The 17,596-nt window shown below is 47.0% G+C and carries 19 protein-coding genes; 1 reads left to right on the forward strand and 18 read right to left on the reverse strand.

Translation table 11 applies throughout. The features are described 5' to 3' along the window. Positions 1-3: 3 nt before the first annotated feature. From K5677_RS11005 to K5677_RS11035, 7 genes are all read right to left on the reverse strand, one after another. A complete protein-coding gene (locus K5677_RS11005) occupies positions 4-1,230 on the reverse strand; it encodes an ABC transporter ATP-binding protein (protein ID WP_296727929.1) in 1,227 nt (408 codons plus the stop codon). Beyond that, entirely contained in the window at positions 1,230-2,006 is a 777-nt protein-coding gene (locus K5677_RS11010; RefSeq protein WP_296727931.1) for an ABC transporter permease, read from the reverse strand. The genes K5677_RS11005 and K5677_RS11010 overlap by 1 nt, the downstream gene beginning before the upstream one ends. 221 nt (positions 2,007-2,227) lie before the next feature. Continuing rightward, positions 2,228-2,704, reverse strand: coding sequence for a 23S rRNA (pseudouridine(1915)-N(3))-methyltransferase RlmH (gene rlmH / locus K5677_RS11015; RefSeq protein WP_366849351.1), 477 nt, complete (start codon positions 2,702-2,704; stop codon positions 2,228-2,230). Next, the gene (locus K5677_RS11020; RefSeq protein ID WP_296727935.1) at positions 2,701-3,486 is read right to left on the reverse strand and encodes an MBL fold metallo-hydrolase; all 786 of its coding nucleotides are present in this window, start codon (positions 3,484-3,486) and stop codon (positions 2,701-2,703) included. The genes rlmH and K5677_RS11020 overlap by 4 nt, the downstream gene beginning before the upstream one ends. A 185-nt stretch (positions 3,487-3,671) precedes the next feature. Next, on the reverse strand, positions 3,672-5,093 hold the full coding sequence (cysS, locus tag K5677_RS11025; protein ID WP_296727936.1) for a cysteine--tRNA ligase: 1,422 nt from the start codon (positions 5,091-5,093) through the stop codon (positions 3,672-3,674). Positions 5,094-5,147: 54 nt separating this feature from the next. Beyond that, the gene (locus tag K5677_RS11030) at positions 5,148-5,519 is read right to left on the reverse strand and encodes a four helix bundle protein (RefSeq protein WP_296727939.1); all 372 of its coding nucleotides are present in this window, start codon (positions 5,517-5,519) and stop codon (positions 5,148-5,150) included. Positions 5,520-5,585: 66 nt separating this feature from the next. After that, positions 5,586-5,963, reverse strand: a complete 378-nt coding sequence (locus K5677_RS11035) for a hypothetical protein (RefSeq protein WP_072299921.1) — start codon at positions 5,961-5,963, stop codon at positions 5,586-5,588. Between the two features lie 477 nt (positions 5,964-6,440). Here K5677_RS11035 and htpG point away from each other — a divergent pair, with 477 nt between their 5' ends. Then, positions 6,441-8,342 (forward strand): molecular chaperone HtpG, encoded by a 1,902-nt coding sequence (htpG, locus tag K5677_RS11040; RefSeq protein WP_296727942.1) that lies wholly within the window; start codon positions 6,441-6,443, stop codon positions 8,340-8,342. 161 nt (positions 8,343-8,503) lie between these two features. On the opposite strand, the gene K5677_RS11045 is transcribed toward htpG, so the two are convergent. The 11 genes from K5677_RS11045 to K5677_RS11095 form a co-directional block, all read right to left on the reverse strand. Next, complete coding sequence (locus K5677_RS11045; protein ID WP_296727945.1) at positions 8,504-8,890, reverse strand: metal-dependent transcriptional regulator; 387 nt, start codon at positions 8,888-8,890, stop codon at positions 8,504-8,506. A 19-nt stretch (positions 8,891-8,909) separates the two neighbouring features. Further along, positions 8,910-9,494 (reverse strand): CDP-diacylglycerol--glycerol-3-phosphate 3-phosphatidyltransferase, encoded by a 585-nt coding sequence (pgsA, locus tag K5677_RS11050; protein ID WP_296727947.1) that lies wholly within the window; start codon positions 9,492-9,494, stop codon positions 8,910-8,912. Further along, entirely contained in the window at positions 9,491-10,822 is a 1,332-nt protein-coding gene (rimO, locus tag K5677_RS11055) for a 30S ribosomal protein S12 methylthiotransferase RimO (protein WP_296727950.1), read from the reverse strand. Before rimO ends, pgsA begins: the two co-directional genes overlap by 4 nt. Position 10,823: 1 nt before the next feature. Beyond that, the gene (locus K5677_RS11060) at positions 10,824-11,465 is read right to left on the reverse strand and encodes a RecX family transcriptional regulator (protein ID WP_296727951.1); all 642 of its coding nucleotides are present in this window, start codon (positions 11,463-11,465) and stop codon (positions 10,824-10,826) included. After that, entirely contained in the window at positions 11,465-12,649 is a 1,185-nt protein-coding gene (recA, locus tag K5677_RS11065) for a recombinase RecA (RefSeq protein WP_296727955.1), read from the reverse strand. Before recA ends, K5677_RS11060 begins: the two co-directional genes overlap by 1 nt. 132 nt (positions 12,650-12,781) lie before the next feature. After that, a complete protein-coding gene (locus tag K5677_RS11070; RefSeq protein ID WP_296727959.1) occupies positions 12,782-13,105 on the reverse strand; it encodes a hypothetical protein in 324 nt (107 codons plus the stop codon). A gap of 156 nt (positions 13,106-13,261) precedes the next feature. Continuing rightward, positions 13,262-13,390: a metallophosphoesterase gene (locus tag K5677_RS11075; RefSeq protein WP_296727962.1), complete on the reverse strand. Its 129-nt coding sequence runs from the start codon at positions 13,388-13,390 to the stop codon at positions 13,262-13,264. Between the two features lie 175 nt (positions 13,391-13,565). Further along, positions 13,566-14,432: a peptide chain release factor N(5)-glutamine methyltransferase gene (gene prmC / locus K5677_RS11080; protein WP_296727963.1), complete on the reverse strand. Its 867-nt coding sequence runs from the start codon at positions 14,430-14,432 to the stop codon at positions 13,566-13,568. Next, positions 14,426-15,454: a DUF1385 domain-containing protein gene (locus tag K5677_RS11085; RefSeq protein ID WP_296727965.1), complete on the reverse strand. Its 1,029-nt coding sequence runs from the start codon at positions 15,452-15,454 to the stop codon at positions 14,426-14,428. The genes prmC and K5677_RS11085 overlap by 7 nt, the downstream gene beginning before the upstream one ends. A gap of 22 nt (positions 15,455-15,476) precedes the next feature. Beyond that, the gene (locus K5677_RS11090) at positions 15,477-16,880 is read right to left on the reverse strand and encodes a HAMP domain-containing sensor histidine kinase (RefSeq protein WP_296727968.1); all 1,404 of its coding nucleotides are present in this window, start codon (positions 16,878-16,880) and stop codon (positions 15,477-15,479) included. Continuing rightward, positions 16,880-17,581, reverse strand: a complete 702-nt coding sequence (locus K5677_RS11095; protein ID WP_296727969.1) for a response regulator transcription factor — start codon at positions 17,579-17,581, stop codon at positions 16,880-16,882. Before K5677_RS11095 ends, K5677_RS11090 begins: the two co-directional genes overlap by 1 nt. Positions 17,582-17,596: the final 15 nt, after the last annotated feature.

The raw sequence follows: 17,596 nt of genomic DNA on the forward strand, positions 1-17,596 counted from the left end.
TTTTTACCTCTTGAGCTTCCATGTGTGTTCGATGCGTGAAACTCCCACATCTCCCATTGCCGATATCATCTGAATCCTGTATGCCTGACGGAAATAGTCAATTGGTATGCCTTCTCCCTGCTCGATAGCAATGTCGATATTGTACTCACCTGCAAGGAGCTCAACGTTTTTCAGCAGTATCTCCGCCGTACCGCTGTCGCTGATAGTTATGTCGGGCTGCTTGTCTATTCGGGTGTTGGTGCCGTAGCACTGAACGCCGTTCATATCAAAGACTCCGAAGCCGAATACCGCGTCCTTTACGGGCTTTTTCACGGTATAGTCAATACTGAGCCTTATATCCTCGCCTGTGCGGAAGGTATTCTGCTCGCTGCCGTCAGCACTGAATGAACGTACCTTTCTGATACGCACCTCACCGCTGCCCCAGCGCTTTCCTGCCTCATCATCTGAGACCTCCTCCGCACCGCTTTCAGACTTGTTCTTTTCCTGCATTTTTCTGCTCATATAATCAAGGTATTCAAGGTCTATCTCCTTAGGCGGTCCCTCAGCCTTGATAAGTCCCTCGTGTATCCATATAGCGCGGTCGCATATCTGTTCTATCTGTCCCAGAGCATGGGATACTATTACTATAGTAGTGCCCTGCGCCTTTATCTCCTTGAGCTTGTTGAAGCACTTGGTCTGGAAATTGGCGTCGCCAACGGCAAGTATCTCGTCAATGAGAAGCACGTCCGCGTCAACATTTATAGCGACTGAGAACGCAAGTCTCATATACATACCCGAGGAATAGGTGCGGACGGGGTTGTCGATAAACTCGGCAAGCTCCGAAAAGTCCACTATATCCTTGATACGGGCGTCTATCTCTTTCTTGGTAAGACCGAATATAGCCGCATTGGTGTAGATGTTCTCTCTGCCGCTCATATCGGGGTGGAAGCCTGCTCCCAGCTCGATAAGGCTGGAAACTCGGCCTTTCAGCTTTATTGTTCCCTCATCGGGATACATTATCCTTGTGAGAAGCTTCAGCGTGGTACTCTTGCCGCAGCCGTTATGACCGATAAGTCCGATAGCTTCGCCCTTTTTTACGTCAAAGCTTATGCCGCGGAGCACCTTGCGCTCCTCATAGCGGCTGCGCTTGCGGAATAACAGGCGCTCTTTCAGCTGTGCCCCCTTGTCGAGGTACACCTTGAAGCTCTTGGTCACATTTCTGACCTCTATTGCTATATCATTTTCTGCCATCAGAGTTCCTCCGCAAAATGCTTTTGAAGCTTGTTGAATACGAATGCACCGAATACAAGGAAGAATACTCCCAGACCTGCTGCCCAGAGAAGCGCTGTCAGGTCGGGTATCTGCCTTTCATAGAGCACTGTTCTGTAGCAGTCGATTATGTGAGTCATGGGATTGAGATTGAACAGCGGCAGGTATCTTTCGGGCACGATAGACTTTGAGTACACAACTGGCGTCAGGTACATCCAAGCCATAGCCACAATGCCGAGGATATGCTCTAAATCCCTGAAGTATACCGTTACCGCAGAGGCTATCATCGCCATGCCGAGAGCGAAAATATACTCAACTATCATTATTATCGGCAAGGTGAGTATAGCAAGAAAGTTTATACCTGCCCCCGTAACTATTATTACCGCAAATATGACTATAAAGCACAGCAGCATATTCACAAAGCAGCTTGTCACATAGGAAATAGGTATTACCATTCGTGGGAAGTATATCTTCTTTACAAGATCCTTTTGTGATATTATGGACGCTGCTCCCACTGTTATGGACGAGGAGAAGAATATCCACGGTATCAGTGCAACGAACAGGTAAAGATAGTACCTTTCAACGTCGTTGTGAAGTATCTTAGAGAAAACTATCGTGTAGACTATAAGCTGGAAAAGAGGGTTGATAAACGTCCACAGGAAGCCCAGCACCGAGCCCTTGTAGCGTCCTCTCAGGTCCTTTTTCACAAGGCTGAATATCATCTGTCTGTAAGCATAAAGCTCTTTGATCGTACTCATTTATTGCTCCTTGAAACGCGCAGAAACGGTCTTTACCGTCAACAGCGCATAAAATTCCATAGTATCTTTTAATTATATCACAACGCCTTTTGGCTGTCAAGTCCGCAGGATTCAGTGTTCAGTTTGTATGGGACGCCGCCCTCGGCGTCCCGCAATTGCTGAATTTATCTAAAATAACTCCAAAACTAACGGCTAAAAAAGGACAGCCGAAGCTGTCCTTTCTATTTATGGTATTTTCCGCCCTCTGCTATCTGGAATGCGCGGTATATCTGCTCTAAGAGCATTACCCTTGCAAGCTGGTGTGGAAAGGTCATCTTCGACATAGAGAGTTTAAGCGTTCCCATTGCCTTTATTTCGGGATCAAGCCCGAATGAGCTTCCGATAATAAAGGTCACTGTGCTCTGACCGCCGACTCCTGCGGAGACTATCTTCTCCGAGAGCTCGGGGCTTGTGAGCTGCTTGCCCTCGATACACATAGGCACTATCATGCCCTTTGCATAGCGCTTTATCTGTTCCGCTTCCTTTCTGAGAGCCGAGACTATCTCCTTATCCGAGGGATTATCACTGAGTCGGCATTCATCAAGCTCATGGAGCTCGAAATTGCAGTACCTTCCCAGCCTTTTGATATATTCTGCGCAGGCGCTGCGAAGATATTCCTCTTTAAGCCTGCCTATGACTATAAGATTTATATTCATCAGAAAATAACTGCTCCTCCCCTTGTTTCTACGGGAGCCACGCCTAAAAGGTAGTCCCTGCCTCTTGCAAAGCGTTCAAGGCTTCGCTGTACGGTGCTGTCCGCTATATTCGGACGGTTGTTGTCCTGACTGAGATGACCGAGAAGAAAATGCGTAGTTCCGCGCTCTATGAGCTTTCCAACCTGCACGGCGCAGTCATCGTTGGAAAGATGTCCGTTCATTGAGAGTATTCGCTCCTTGAGATACAGCGGATATGATCCCGTACGGAGCATATAGTCGTCGTAATTGGCTTCGATAAGCACCATTCGGCAGCCATTCAGCGCCTCGTCAACCTCAGGGGTAACGTGTCCCAAGTCCGTGCAAATGGCGCAGTACTTATCATCTGAGGTATGTATGCGGTAGCCGCAGCTCTGTATGGCGTCGTGAGGCGTATTGAAGCAGCTTACCTCACTGCCGCCGCAGCTTATATTCTTGCCCGTTATGTCGATGACATGGGAGCCCGGCGCTATCCTGTTTGCGTCACAGAGCCTCTGCAATGTGCGCTTCTGACCGTATACAGGCATTCCTGTTTTTTTTGTGAGCATTGCAAGTCCTGCAACGTGGTCTGAATGCTCATGGGTGATAAATACTCCCTGTACAGCGCTCAGGGGAATGTGGTTGACCTCAAGAGCCTCGCTGAGCCGCTTGAAGCTTACGCCGCAGTCTATGAGTATGCCGCCCTTTTCTGTTCCTATAAAGGTGGAATTTCCTTTACTGGAGCTGAAAAGGGGATAAAGTCTTGCCATTGGATATTCTCCGTTCTTCTTGATTATTATCTCTAATTAAAGAAGTTCTAAATCATAATTCACGCCAAAGTTGAGAGTTGAGAATTGAGAGTTGAAAGTTGCGGTATCGCCTTCGTCGATATTATTTAAATAATATGAGCGAAGCGAATACATTAACTCTCAACTCTTCACTTTCAACTCTAAACTTAATTAAGCTTGTTTATCTCCGTGCCCTGTCTTGTTTCTTTGACCTCATAGCCCAGAGCCGCTATTTTGTCGCGGAGCTCATCTGCCAGAGCGAAATTCTTGTCCTTACGTGCAGCCTTGCGCTGTTCGACAAGCTCCATGACCTCAGCAGGTATATCAGCAGAATCCGCACCGGCATTGTCTGCGATCTCCTTTGCATTGGCAATGAGGTCAAGTCCGAGAACCTCGTCAAATTTTGAAATAAGCGCAAGCTTTGTTGCTGCATTTGCCTTTGATTTCAGTACATCATATATAACAGTGATGCCCATAGCAGTGTTTATGTCGTTATCAAGGGCGTCTGTGAAATCTTTCATAAGGCGGTCGTACTCAGCCTTGTCGATGTCGCCGCCGCTCTCCTTTGTAAGGGGAGCTATCTTCTCTATGAGCTTGTTGTAAGCCGCTACAGCGTTGTCAAGGTTCTCCCATGAGAATACAAGGGACTTTCTGTAGTGCGAAAGCAGGCAGAAGAAACGGTACACCACAGGCTTGTATCCCTTTTCCTCAAGAAGTGATACCGTCAGGAACTCGCCCTTGCTCTTGCTCATCTTGCCGCTGTTGGTATTGAGGTGGAGCACATGGAACCAGTAATTGCACCACTTATGTCCCAGATAAGCCTCAGACTGAGCTATCTCGTTGGTGTGATGAGGGAAAGCGTTGTCGATACCGCCGCAGTGTATATCAAGGTACTCGCCGTTATTCTTCATGCTTATGCATGAGCACTCGATATGCCAGCCTGGGTAGCCGATACCCCACGGAGAATCCCATTTCAGCTCCTGATCGTCAAACTTGGACTTGGTGAACCAGAGTACAAAGTCAGCCTTGTTTCTCTTGTTCTCGTCAGCCTCAACGCCCTCACGGACACCTACTGCAAGGTCTTCCTCGTTGAAATCGTTGAAAACGTAGTACTTGTCGAGCTTTGAGGTATCGAAGTAGATGTTTCCGCCGGCTTCGTATGCATAGCCCTTGTCCATAAGCACGCTGATAACGCGGATAAACTCATCGATATAAGTAGTAGCAGGCACTACAACATCGGGCTTTTTGATGTTGAGCTTTTCACAGTCGCCGAAGAAAGCGTCAGTATAGAACTTTGCTATCTCCATAACTGTCTTGTGCTCACGCTTAGCGCCCTTGAGCATTTTATCGTCGCCTGTGTCGCCGTCGCTGGTCAGATGACCAACATCGGTGATGTTCATAACACGGTTCACGTCATAGCCTGTGAAGCGTAGATACTTTTCGAGAATATCCTCCATGATGTAGCTTCTCAGGTTGCCGATGTGAGCGTAGTGGTACACAGTAGGTCCGCAGGTGTACATATTTACCCTGCCTTCAGCGTGAGGGACGAATTCCTCTTTTTTATGTGATAATGAATTGTATAACTGCATTGTATTTCCTCCAAAAACATTTTAAGTTGAGAGTTGAGAATTGAGAGTTGAAAGTTATTTGCCGTTACTCAATTTCTTCATATTCTCTTTTTTAGTCTTTATTATTGATGAAATAATCAATTTTAACTCATAAGCGTCTTTCTTCGTTGATTCAAACTGAGAATCTTTGATATAATCAGTCTCGCGCAAAAGTCTTAGCCAATATATCGTTTCTGCGGATTCTTTTAATGATATCCCCATTTTTGAGATAAAATCCTTATCACTTTGCGCCTCTAATGCTTCACAAATATTTGCACCTATGCTTGTTCCGCTTCTTAATACTTGCTGTGACAAAACAAATTCTCTCTTTTCTTGAAGGAACTTATATAGATTTACTATTCTCACAGCAAATTTAAAGCTTTTTTCTCCTGCAATGCTATTACTCATATTTTTCACATCTTTCCGAGTTCAGAATTTAAGACTTTCAACTCTCAACTCTAAACTCTCAACTGACTAAAACGCCCATATTTCAGGCGGTGGGTTCTTTATTTTCAGCTTTGAAAAATAGCCGAACATCACCAGAAACTCAGGCAGTACGCGCAGTCCGTCACGGTAGTATGCGTCCATGCGCTCGCTGTCTGCGGCTATGCCCTTGTAAGTGCGCGGACACGAGAATGTCCACTCGGCGGTCAGACTGTCAAAGCTGAGTCTGAAAAAGCCTGCGGGACTGAACTCGTCAAAGGCTTCAAGAAGCGCTATGTGGTCACCTGCGTCATCTGCCGCACCTACATAGGCTTTTGCCCCGTCAAGGCTTACCGCCGCAAGAAATCGGCTGTCGTTTTTTACGGCTTCGTTTACTGCCTCGTCAGAGGGATACTTTATTATATTCATATCTGTCCTCCTTTTTACTGATCGAATCAAATCACAATATGTAGTCGTTGTCATGGCAAAAAATAATGCCCCCGAGGGTATACCTCGGAGGCGCAAATGCTCGTTTCCACTCCGTCTTGAACTCGTCTTATCCTTAACGCGGACGAAACGCCGACAGATACACACGTCTATGCGCTTCCCTGCCGAAGCTGACAGCCGCACTTCACTTCTCCCGACCATGTGCTCACACCGACCGCACACTCTCTGAAAGTCCGCAGAAAAGCTACTCTGACTGCTACGCCTTTTTCAGTTATTAACTCTAAGCTCTAAAAACTATTATATACTATCTCGCAGGGTTTTGTCAAGATGAATCGCGAACAAATATGAACAAATTGTAAACATTTCCTTCTGCCCTTGACTTTGCACCTGCAAAAGATATATACTTTATTTAGCACTCTAAGAGATAGAGTGCTAAAAACTACTACGGAGATGTTTTAAATGGAAACAAAACAGTTCAAAGCAGAGTCCAAAAGACTGCTGGATATGATGATCCACTCTATCTATACTCATAAGGAGATATTCCTCCGCGAGCTTATCTCCAACGCAAGCGACGCTATAGATAAGCTGTATTTCAAATCTCTTACCGACGACAAGGTCGGTCTCAATAAAGATGACTTCGCTATATGGATATCTGCCGATAAGGACAGCCGTACCCTCAAAATTGCCGATAACGGTATAGGTATGACCGAGGAGGAGCTTGAAAACAACCTCGGTACTATCGCAAACAGCGGCTCTTTCAAATTCAAGAACGAGAACAAGCTTGAGGAGGACAATCAGATAATCGGTCAGTTCGGTGTAGGCTTCTATTCCGCATTCATGGTAGCTAAGAAGGTCACTGTTATCTCTAAGGCTTACGGCAGCGACAAGGCTTACCAGTGGGAGTCAGAGGGCGTTGACGGCTACACTATTACAGAAGCCGACAAAAAGAGCGCAGGTACCGAGATAATACTTGAGCTCCTTGATGATACCGAAGACGAAAACTACGGCGAATTCCTTGACCAGTACAGGATAAAGTCTCTGGTAAGCAAGTACTCAGACTATATCCGCTTTCCTATCAAAATGGAGGTATCCCACAGCCGTCCAAAGGAGCAGACCGAGGAAGAAAAAGAGGCTAAAAAGCCCCTTGAATATGAGGATTACCTCGAAGTCGAAACTCTCAACAGCATGACTCCGCTCTGGAAAAAGAACAAATCAGAGCTTAAAGAAGAGGACTACAAGCACTTCTACACCGAGAAGTTCTTTGATTACAACGAGCCTCTGAAATACTCACACATCAGCAACGAGATGCCTGCTTATAACGCACTTCTCTATATCCCGTCAAAGGCTCCATTCGACTACTACTCAAAGGAGTACGAAAAGGGCTTGCAGCTCTACTCAAACGGCGTCCTCATCATGGACAAGTGCGCAGACCTGCTCCCTGACTATTTCAGCTTCGTAAAGGGACTTGTTGACAGCGAGGACTTATCGCTGAATATCTCCCGTGAGATGCTCCAGCACGACAGACAGCTCAAAGCGATAGCAAAGAGTATTGAAAAGACAATCAGCAACGAGCTCAAGAAAATGCTCAAGAACGAACGTGAGAAGTACGAGGAATTCTGGAAGGCATTCGGCTTACAGCTCAAATACGGCGTATACAGCGACTTTGGCATGAACAAGGATAAATTACAGGACCTTCTCATGTTCACCTCATCAAACGAGCATAAGCTTGTAACTCTCGACGAATATGTAACAGGTATGCGTGAGGATCAGAAGTACATCTACTACGCTACAGGCGAGAGCGCAGCCCGTATCGAGCAGCTCCCACAGACAGAGCTTGTAAAGGACAACGGCTTTGAGATACTCTATCTCACCGATAATATCGACGAATTCGCATTAAAGGCTCTCATGAAATACAAGGATAAGGAGTTCAAGTCAGTATCCGCTGACGACCTCGGTCTTGAAACTCCCGAAAAGAAGGAGGAGCTCAAGGCTAAGGAGGAGGAGAGCGCAGACCTGCTCAAGGATATGCAGGAGGCTCTCAGCGGCAAGGTAACAAAGGTAGCTCTCTCTCAGAGACTTAAATCCCACCCTGTATGCCTTACCAGCGAAGGCGAAATATCTCTCGAAATGGAAAAGGTACTCAACTCAATGCCGACTGATCAGAAGATAAAGGCACAGCGCGTTCTTGAGATAAATCCCGACCATGAGATATTCGGAAAGCTCCAGTCACTCAGCACAAGCGGCGACAAGGACAAGCTTGGCAAGTATGCAAAGCTTCTCTACGATCAGGCACTGCTTATCGAGGGCATGAGCATAGAGGATCCTGTAGAGTTCTCGAATCTCATTTGTGAATTGATGTAAATACAAAAACCCGAAAGCAATGCTTTCGGGTTTTTAGTTTAGAGTTGAAAGTTGAGAATTGAGAGTTATTGAGTCGCCTTCGGCGAAACAATTGCGATCAGCCATGTATAGGGGCTAATGGCTAACGGCTAAAAAACGGTACACTCTCGTGTACCGTTTTTTTATTTATCCTGCTTTTTTATAGTGCGCCTTACGATCATTTTCAGTCTCGCACAGGTCTCCTGCGGAAAATCCGTGATAAAGGTCAGTGCCTGCTCATGAGCCTGCTCCTTAGGGAGCTTCAGAAATCTATGGAAAAAGGTATAAACTTCATCAAAAGAGGAAAACAGCTCGTTTACTGCGGCTTCACCCTCGGGAGTGAGCACCACGCTGTTGCAGAAGTCTTCATAGACGTATCCACAGTTAGCCAGACATCTCAGCATTTTGCTGACACTGGGACGTGAAACGCCTAAATGACGGGATATATTAACACAGCGCACCTGCCCGTCTCTCTCGGTGAGCTCTTTTATTGCTGCCAGATAACGTATCTGACCTGCACAATGCTGCATTTTATACTCCTTTCATGGATCATTTGTCAGAGTCTATGAGGTGCCAGTAGCCCTTGAGATATACTCCGCCTGATATAACAGTGAGTAAGGTCGATATCCATACAAGTACAGGCACAAGAATATTATTCACCGCATTTGTGAATACCTCGGGGAAATCTATGCCAAGATCAAAGCATAGACACAGCCAGAACAGTATAGCTATGATAGCCACCATAGTAAATGCTGTTTTAAGCTTGCCCCAGATGCCTGCTGCGACCACAACGCCGCTGTTTGCAGCAAGAAGTCTCAGTCCCGAAACCATGAACTCTCTTGCGGTGATTATTATTAGAGGGATAGCTCCCATATTCACCTCGGAAAGCTCTACAAATACCGTGAGAGCCGCTATTACCAGTACCTTGTCTGCCAGCGGATCGAGGAATTTTCCGAAATTCGTAACAAGATTGCGTGATCTTGCTATTTTTCCGTCAAGAGCATCGGTAATTGAGGCTGCCGCAAATATCACCAGCGCGATCCCGTAGTGGAATGGCACATTTATATACATAAACAGCAGAAAAAACGGAATAAGAACGACTCTCAGCAGAGTCAGCTTATTTGGCAGGTTCATTGACTTATCACCTCTCCTATCAGATCGTAATCAAGTGTATCGGTGATCCTTATCTTAACATAATCGCCGATGGCAAGGGGCTTATCCGACGTAAAGAAAACCTTTCCGTCAATATCGGGGGCGTCAAGGGGCGTTCTTCCGAACCAGCACTCTCCGAACTTGTCAAAGCCCTCGACTACTGCGGTAAGCTCTGCACCCATGAGACTTTCGTTGTTCTCGCTGCTTATGAGCATTTGCTGCTCCATGATTATATCAGCACGGTGAGCAGCAGTTTCCTCGTCTATCTGGTCGGGGAAGTCATAAGCCTTTGTGCCCTCCTCACGGGAATAAGCAAAGCAGCCCAGTCTGTCGAAGCGTACTCTCTTGACGAACTCAGCCAGCTCCTCGAACTGCTCCTCGGTCTCTCCCGGGAAGCCTGTGATAAGAGTAGTGCGCAGTATCACATTCGGTACTCTTTCGCGGATATGAGCGAAAAGTGCCTCCAGCTTTTCTGTATCGCCCCAGCGGTTCATTCGCTTCAGTATATCGCCGTTACAGTGCTGTATTGGTATCTCCAGATACTTCACTATCTTGTCCTCACGGGCGATAACGTCAAGAAGCTCGTCGGTTATGCGCTCGGGGTAGCAGTAGAGGGTACGTATCCAGCGGAGACCGTCTATTTTGCAGAGCTCTGTGAGAAGCTCCGCCAGCTTTGGCTCACCGTAGAGGTCCTTGCCGTAAAGTGCGGTATCCTGCGCGATGACCACCAGCTCGGTAACGCCGTTGTCTGCGAGGAAACGGGCTTCTTCAAGAAGCTTTTCCATAGGAACGCTGCGGAATTTTCCTCTTATCATTGGTATAGCGCAGTAGGTACAGCAGTTTGAGCAGCCCTCTGCGACCTTGAGATATGTGAAAAACGGAAGAGTGGAAATTATCCTCTCGCCGCAAAGCTCGGCGTCAAGCTTCGGAGCAAAGCGCACCACGCGCTCATCTGCGAGAACGTGGTCGAGAATATCCACAATATCCTTTGTATCGCCTATTCCGATAACAGCGTCAGCCTCGGGAAACTGCTCCGCAGTCTCCTCCTTGTATCTCTCAACGAGACAGCCTGTAATGATTATTTTCTTTAGTGTGCCCTCCTCCTTGAGCTTTCCAAGCTCAAGGATAGTGTCGATAGCCTCCTCCTTTGCAGCCTTTATAAAGCCGCAGGTATTTACTACCGCCACATCGGCAAGTCCGGGCTCTGTTACCAGCTGATAGCCGTGATTTTTAAGCTTGCTGAGCATACGCTCAGAGTCCACAAGATTTTTTGAACAGCCAAGTGATACCATGCCCACCTTGATAGCCATGTCAGTTTTCCTCCTCAAGGTCAGCCGAACTCTCGAAATACTCCTTGACAGCGCGGTTTATCTCCGAAAAATCGTAGCCGTACCGCACCAGAGCGTTCTTGACCTTTTCTATTGATTTTCTGTCCTCAATATCTGTTAAATATCGGGAATGCTTTGTGCGGAGAAGCTCCATAAGATTCTCGCCGAACACCTCGCTGTAGGGCGCAAGGGCGTCCTCAGCGATAAATTGGTCAACGCCCTTCAGCATTATCTCACGCTTGCAGCGCCGGAAGCCGAAATGCTTTATCTCCACCAGCTTTCGCGCCATACGCTCGGCATAGCGCTCATCGTCGATGAAGCCGTGCTCAGTGAGCCTTTTCATCACCGCGGTGCAGAGAGCCTCGCTCTTGTAGTTCTCCACCAGCTTTTTGAACATTTCCGAATATGTGTAATCCCTGTAGTCCAGCAGGTAAAGCGCCCGCTGATAGGCTCTGCGGAAGTTTGAGGCATAGACGATTTTTTTCAGGGTATCGCGGTCTGTCTCCATGCCTGCGTGTATGCCGAAATCGGTGATTATATCCGCATGGAGATAGAGCTTTCGCCCGTCATCAAGCTCAGCCTCATAGGTCGAGCCCTTGTATTTGCTTAATGAGGTTATTTTCATTATTCCTCAGCAGGAGTAAATTCCTCAAAATCCTCGTCGAAGCTTGCAAGAACATCTTCGTCGGTCTCGGGAGCGCCTCCCTCGGCTGAGCTGTCTTCGGAAGCGGCTGCTTTTTCGGCAGGCTTGCTCTTCTTTGCAGGAGCGGCATTCAGCTCGTCCTTATGAGCCAGTATCTGCTCCTCTATCTCCTTCATGAGGGCTTCGTCATTCTGGAGAAGCTCCTTGACGTTATCGCGTCCCTGTCCCAGCTTCTGATCCTTGTAGCTGAACCACGAGCCGCCCTTTTTGATGATATCAAGGTCTACCGCAAGGTCAAGCACCTCGCCTGTACGGGAGATACCCGTACCGTACATCAGGTCAAACTGACACTCCTTGAATGGCGGAGCTACCTTGTTCTTAACTATCTTGCACCTTGTATTTGCACCTATGATGTCAGTTCCCGACTTGATGACCTCGCCCTTTCTTACCTCGATACGGACAGAGGAATAGAACTTGAGAGCACGTCCGCCCGGAGTAGTCTCGGGGTTTCCGTACATAACGCCTATCTTCTCACGTATCTGGTTGATGAAGATAGCCACGCAGTTGGATTTTGATATAGCAGCAGTCAGCTTTCTCATAGCCTGTGACATGAGCCTTGCCAGCTGACCAACGTGAAGATCACCCATTTCGCCGTCTATCTCGGCACGGGTAGTCATAGCTGCGATAGAGTCGAGGACTATTACATCGATAGCCCCCGAGCGGATAAGAGCCTCTGCGATCTCCAGAGCCTGCTCACCGCTGTCAGGCTGCGATACCAGAAGGTCATTGATATTTACGCCTAAAGCCTGTGCATAAACAGGATCGAGAGCGTGTTCAACGTCGATGAATGCAGCCTCGCCGCCTGCCTTCTGAGCCTGTGCGACTATTGAAAGCGCAACAGTAGTCTTACCTGAGCTCTCGGGACCGTATATCTCAACGATACGTCCTCTCGGCACACCGCCTATACCCAGCGCCATATCCAGAGTCATTGAGCCTGTGGGGATAGCGTCAACATTGAGAGTTTTTGTCTGTCCGAGGCGCATTACAGCACCTGCGCCGTATTTCTTTTCTATCTGCTTGAGAGCACCGTCAAGGGCAGTTTTTTTGTCCTCCTTAGTGGTAACTCTCACAACTGTTGGCTTTTTAGCAAGTTCCTTCTTTGCCATTGGTATTTCCTCCGTATATATTATAGTATATTAACCTTTAAATTTCCTGAATATAATTCGGAATTCCTAATTTTATTTAATGTGAGCAGAGCGAAAATATCAACTCTCAACTCTTCACTCTCAACTCTCAACTCAACAAAGGCTTATGTGCTCAAAGTCGACTGAATCCTCATTGACTTCGATAAGGAGCCATGAAGCGCCATCAAGTCCCGAAGCCGAAACGGAAACAACATTTCCATTCACAAAATTCTCATGACAGTGACCGATAACAGCAAGGTCGTATTTTTTTACGTCACGGCTTTTGCAAGCCTTGTCAAAGGAGCCGTCCTTCAGGCTTGACAGCGGTAAAAAAGGATACGGCTTTTCAATATCCGCAAACAGGAAATGTGAAAAATGGATCTTATGTCCGCTGCTTTCTATTTCATAAAACAGGGGCATTTTACTGATAAGATCCATTTGCTCTGCGGTAAGCTTTTCCCTCACTCCGTCGTAATAAGCCCTGAGATGCTCAACATCGGGATCAACATCGACTCCGTGCTGTGCATAAAGCTCGCAGTTGCCCTTTAAACAAACTATATCACTTGCTCTCAGCAGCTCAAGGCATTCAAACTCCTAATTACCGCGCTGAAAAATATCACCTAAAAACACTGTTTTATCAGGTTTGGCTGCTTTTATCTGTTCAAGAACTGCTTCAAGGGCTTTGAGATTTCCGTGAACATCTGAAAACACCGCTATTTTCATGGCTTATCCTTTCTATATTTTTATAGATTCACCGTATGTCTATTAAAATACATTAGTTGAGAGTTGAGAATTGAGAGTTGAAAGTTATAGTATCGCCTACGGCGATATTATTTAAATTATGTGAGCGGAGCGAACACATCAACTCTCAACTCTTCACTCTCAACTCTAAACTTAATCAAAATTTGCATTGCAAATTTTGATTTACAGCGGCTGCTGTCCTGATTATTCCGCCGCCGTCACGGCGCAATTCAACGTCAGTGAAACCGTTTTCTTCGAGTACAGCCTTTACGTCATCATGCTGTCCCATGCCAAATTCATAGGCTATGAAGCCGCCCTGCTTTATGGAGCTTTTCCACAGCTTCGTCATGGCTCTGTAGAAATCCAGACCGTCCTCGCCGCCGAAAAGGGCTGACGCAGGCTCATGCTGTACCTCTATTTGCAGCTCGCTCATATCCCGAGCTGTAAGATATGGCGGATTGCTGACCAGTATATCAAGCTCCGTGACCTTTTCCGCGGTGCTGCTGTCCAGCACGTCACCCTGTATTATATGAACATCGCAGCCGTTAAGCTCCATATTCTGCCGCAGATATGTCAGAGCCTTATCTGACAGCTCCACAGCATAGATATCCGCATTGGGGAGCTCCTTTTTCAGGGCAGCTGCGATACAGCCGCTGCCGCTGCAAAGATCGGCTATCTTTGGTGTTGTCATTTTCTCTCTGCGGCAGATGTCAAGCACCTGCTCCACAAGAGTTTCCGTATCGGGGCGCGGAATAAGTACTCCCTCGCCTATTTTGAAGTTGCAGCCCCAGAATTCCCACTGTCCCAGAAGATACTGCAAGGGATAGCCCTCCGAGCGCCTCTGCGCAAGTGAGAGTATCTCCTGCACCTTGTCATCGGGCACGGGGAACTGAGGAGCAAACATGGGATTTTTTTCTCCCAGCATATCCTGAAAGATACAGTTTGTATCGAAATCGGCAGTATCATCGTCACGCATGGCAATAAGCGCCCTGCACCGAGCAAAAAGCTCCTTTCGGCTTACCACCTGTCCTCCTCCTTATCCTTTGGGATACATGGAGTAAGGGCAGCAATTGCTATCTCTATCATGCTGTCATCAGGCTCTTTGGTGGTTATGCGCTGCATAGCAAGTCCGGGAGCGGAAAGTATGCGTGTAAATGCGTTGTCGTTATTTCCTGCAAGGCGTATGCACTCATAGGATATACCGACAACCAGCGGAAGCAGCACCAGTGAGGCAATGATTCTCTGCCATGTTACAGTAAATGGCACAAAGCACATCACGAAAATGCTGACTATGAGAACTATGAATATAAAGCTCGTACCGCAGCGCTTATGGAAGCGTGTCTGCTTGCGGATGTTATCCACTGTGAGGGGAAGCTCCGCCTCATGGCAGGCAATGGTCTTGTGCTCTGCGCCGTGATACATGAACTGACGCTTTATATCCTTCATAAGGCTGATAATATACATATACAGAACGAAGATGACTATTTTCACTATTCCCTCAAGGAGAGAGCGCAGGAAGCGGTGCTCCTTGATTGCAGGGATAAGTCCCACTATCCATTTTGGGAGGAATATAAAGAGTCCGAAAGCCATAACGATACCTATGAGTATTCCGATATACATTACTATATCGTATACCGAATCCTCTTTTTTCTCAGACTTTTCCTTTGCAGCTGTGCCCTCGGCAGCGCTTTCTGCCTTTGCCCCGGCTGTTTCAGCAGCTTTCTCTGCCTCTGCCGGCTTTTTCTTTTCCTTGCCGTCCTCTTCCTCGTCCTCGGGTATCTGCTTTTCCGCAGACTTCATCATATACTTATATCCCTTGACAAGAGAAGTCACAAAGCTTGTACAGCCTCTTACCAGCGGTACCTTTTTATACCACGGGGCGTTCTTGCCGTTGTTCTCGTCCCATGTTTCAAGGTCTATAGTGCCGTCGGGGAGCCTGCAAGCCATTGCGCCCATATTCGGTCCCAGCATCATTATGCCCTCAATAAGAGCCTGTCCGCCTATTTTTGATTTGAATTTTTCCTGTGTTGTATTGTTCTTTCCCATACTTTCACCTTATAGATCGTCTTCACTGCTTTACCGCAGGAAGAGTTATGGTAACAGTCGTACCCATTCCCTCGCCCTCACTGTCAATATCAAGTGAGCCGCCGTGCATACTGATTATCTCGTCTGCAACGGCAAGTCCGATACCCGAACCGCGGCGGGTGTGGTTTGCCTTATAGAATTTTGTCTTGACCTTTGCAAGGTCTGAGCTTTTGATGCCGCAGCCCGTATCCTTTACGGAAACTATGATATTTCCGCCCTTTTCGTATGCTCTTATAGTTACGGTATCACCTGCTGATGAATATTTCAGCGCATTGTCGATAACATTGATGAATACCTGTCTTATTCGGTTTTTATCACCGAATACAAAGGGGAGCATATCGGGCTCGTCGTAGATTATCTCCTGATTATCGCGTCTTGCCTTGTCGCTGTATATGAGCACAGCGTCACCGAGCTCGGCGAGTATGTCCATATTCGCATTTTGCAGTGTAAAATGACCGCTCTGCATACGTGAGAAGTCAAGAAGCTCCTCTACCATCTGCGAAAGTCTCTCAGTTTCATTGACGATGACGCCGACGCCCTTTTTCATGGTATCGGGACTTCCGCCGCCGTCTATCATAAGAGTCTCCGCCCAGCCCTTTATAGCGGTGAGAGGAGTTCTCAGCTCATGGGATACCGATGATATGAACTCATTCTTCATAGCCTCAGTAGCGGAAAGCTCGTCAGCCATATTGTTTATGGCGGTACAAAGTTCGCCTATCTCGTCGTCGCTGTCGTTCTCTATACGTGTGGTAAAGTCGCCCATTGCGAATTTACGGGCGATACCGCTTATCTGTCTTATAGGTCTGACGATAGAGCCTGCGAAATACAGACCTGTTATGACGATTATCAGTATGATAGTCACACAGACCATAGTCACCATAGCTGAATAGCTCTTTATGGTGTTGTCTATCTCTGTCAGTGACGTTACCATACGGACTGCGCTGTACTCGTTGCTCATAGAGGTTATGGGAACGGATACTGCAAGCACCTTTTCGCCGCCGCCCAGCCTGTAAACGTCATAGCCCTCGTTCTTTTCAAGAGCCTCCTCATAGTCAGGCAGAATATCGTCGGCGTCGGGAGAGAATCCCGATGAGGTCAGAACTACTCTGCCCTTTGAGTTTATAGCCATGAGCTCTATCTTGTCCTTCTCATTGAAGGTCTCAAGCATTTTTCTCATTTCTGCCGAGAAATTTGCAGAGCTGTCCTGAGAATGCATACTAAGCACACTCGTTACGGCGTTGAGCTTTGACACAAGATACTGCCTTGCAGAGCTGTAGAAATAGTTTTGTATCGCATAGATTATCGCCATATCTATTACAAGCAGCGACAGCACAACAACACCTAAGTTGTTGAATATCCAGCGCTTTGTGATACTTTTTTTAGCCATTACTGTGCATCATTCCACTTATATCCGTAGCCCCAGATAGTAATTATATACTTCGGGTTTGAGGGCTCCTCCTCTATCTTCATGCGGATACGTCTGATATTTACATCGACTATCTTATCGTCGCCGTAGTAGCTCTCGCCCCATATATGATTGAGTATGCTTGCACGGTCGAGTGCGGTGTTCTTATTGTTCATAAAGAATTCCAGTATCTGATACTCCACCTGAGTCAGCTCTATGGGCTCTCCGTATTTAGTAACGGTCCTGCTCTTTAAATTGAGTACGAAAGGTCCGCTCTCGATGACTGACTGCTTCTCAGTCTTGATGAAGCTCATACATACACGGCGGTATATAGCATCAACACGTGCGGTGAGCTCAGACGGTGAGAATGGCTTGGTGATATAGTCGTCAGCGCCTATCATAAGACCGCTTACCTTGTCCATTTCCTGAGTTCTTGCAGTAAGCATGATAATACCGATAGTCGAGCTCTTTTCACGTATCTTCTTGCAGACCGTAAAGCCGTCTATTCCGGGCATCATAATGTCAAGCAGGACGATATCGAAATTGCCGTGCTCAGCTTCAAAGGTCTTCAGAGCAGCCTCTCCGCAGTTTACATCTACCACATCATAGCCTGCACGTTTGAGGTTTATGACAACGAATTCGCGGATAGTATCCTCGTCCTCGCATATAAGTATACGTTTCATCAGTGTTCACTCCTT

The sequence above is a fragment of the Ruminococcus sp. genome, assembly GCF_024684275.1.

Excerpts from the sequence above, each read along its gene's own strand:
- K5677_RS11085 (WP_296727965.1), bottom strand. The coding sequence starts at position 15,454 with ATGGGAAAGAACAATACAACACAGGAAAAATTCAAATCAAAAATAGGC.
- pgsA (WP_296727947.1), bottom strand. The coding sequence starts at position 9,494 with ATGAACCTGCCAAATAAGCTGACTCTGCTGAGAGTCGTTCTTATTCCG.
- K5677_RS11060 (WP_296727951.1), bottom strand. The coding sequence starts at position 11,465 with ATGAAAATAACCTCATTAAGCAAATACAAGGGCTCGACCTATGAGGCT.
- K5677_RS11075 (WP_296727962.1), bottom strand. The coding sequence starts at position 13,390 with ATGAAAATAGCGGTGTTTTCAGATGTTCACGGAAATCTCAAAGCCCTT.
- K5677_RS11010 (WP_296727931.1), bottom strand. The coding sequence starts at position 2,006 with ATGAGTACGATCAAAGAGCTTTATGCTTACAGACAGATGATATTCAGC.
- K5677_RS11090 (WP_296727968.1), bottom strand. The coding sequence starts at position 16,880 with ATGGCTAAAAAAAGTATCACAAAGCGCTGGATATTCAACAACTTAGGT.
- htpG (WP_296727942.1), top strand. The coding sequence starts at position 6,441 with ATGGAAACAAAACAGTTCAAAGCAGAGTCCAAAAGACTGCTGGATATG.
- K5677_RS11095 (WP_296727969.1), bottom strand. The coding sequence starts at position 17,581 with ATGAAACGTATACTTATATGCGAGGACGAGGATACTATCCGCGAATTC.
- rimO (WP_296727950.1), bottom strand. The coding sequence starts at position 10,822 with ATGGCTATCAAGGTGGGCATGGTATCACTTGGCTGTTCAAAAAATCTT.
- K5677_RS11070 (WP_296727959.1), bottom strand. The coding sequence starts at position 13,105 with ATGGATCTTATCAGTAAAATGCCCCTGTTTTATGAAATAGAAAGCAGC.
- K5677_RS11045 (WP_296727945.1), bottom strand. The coding sequence starts at position 8,890 with ATGCAGCATTGTGCAGGTCAGATACGTTATCTGGCAGCAATAAAAGAG.
- K5677_RS11005 (WP_296727929.1), bottom strand. The coding sequence starts at position 1,230 with ATGGCAGAAAATGATATAGCAATAGAGGTCAGAAATGTGACCAAGAGC.
- recA (WP_296727955.1), bottom strand. The coding sequence starts at position 12,649 with ATGGCAAAGAAGGAACTTGCTAAAAAGCCAACAGTTGTGAGAGTTACC.
- K5677_RS11035 (WP_072299921.1), bottom strand. The coding sequence starts at position 5,963 with ATGAATATAATAAAGTATCCCTCTGACGAGGCAGTAAACGAAGCCGTA.
- K5677_RS11020 (WP_296727935.1), bottom strand. The coding sequence starts at position 3,486 with ATGGCAAGACTTTATCCCCTTTTCAGCTCCAGTAAAGGAAATTCCACC.
- cysS (WP_296727936.1), bottom strand. The coding sequence starts at position 5,093 with ATGCAGTTATACAATTCATTATCACATAAAAAAGAGGAATTCGTCCCT.
- K5677_RS11030 (WP_296727939.1), bottom strand. The coding sequence starts at position 5,519 with ATGAGTAATAGCATTGCAGGAGAAAAAAGCTTTAAATTTGCTGTGAGA.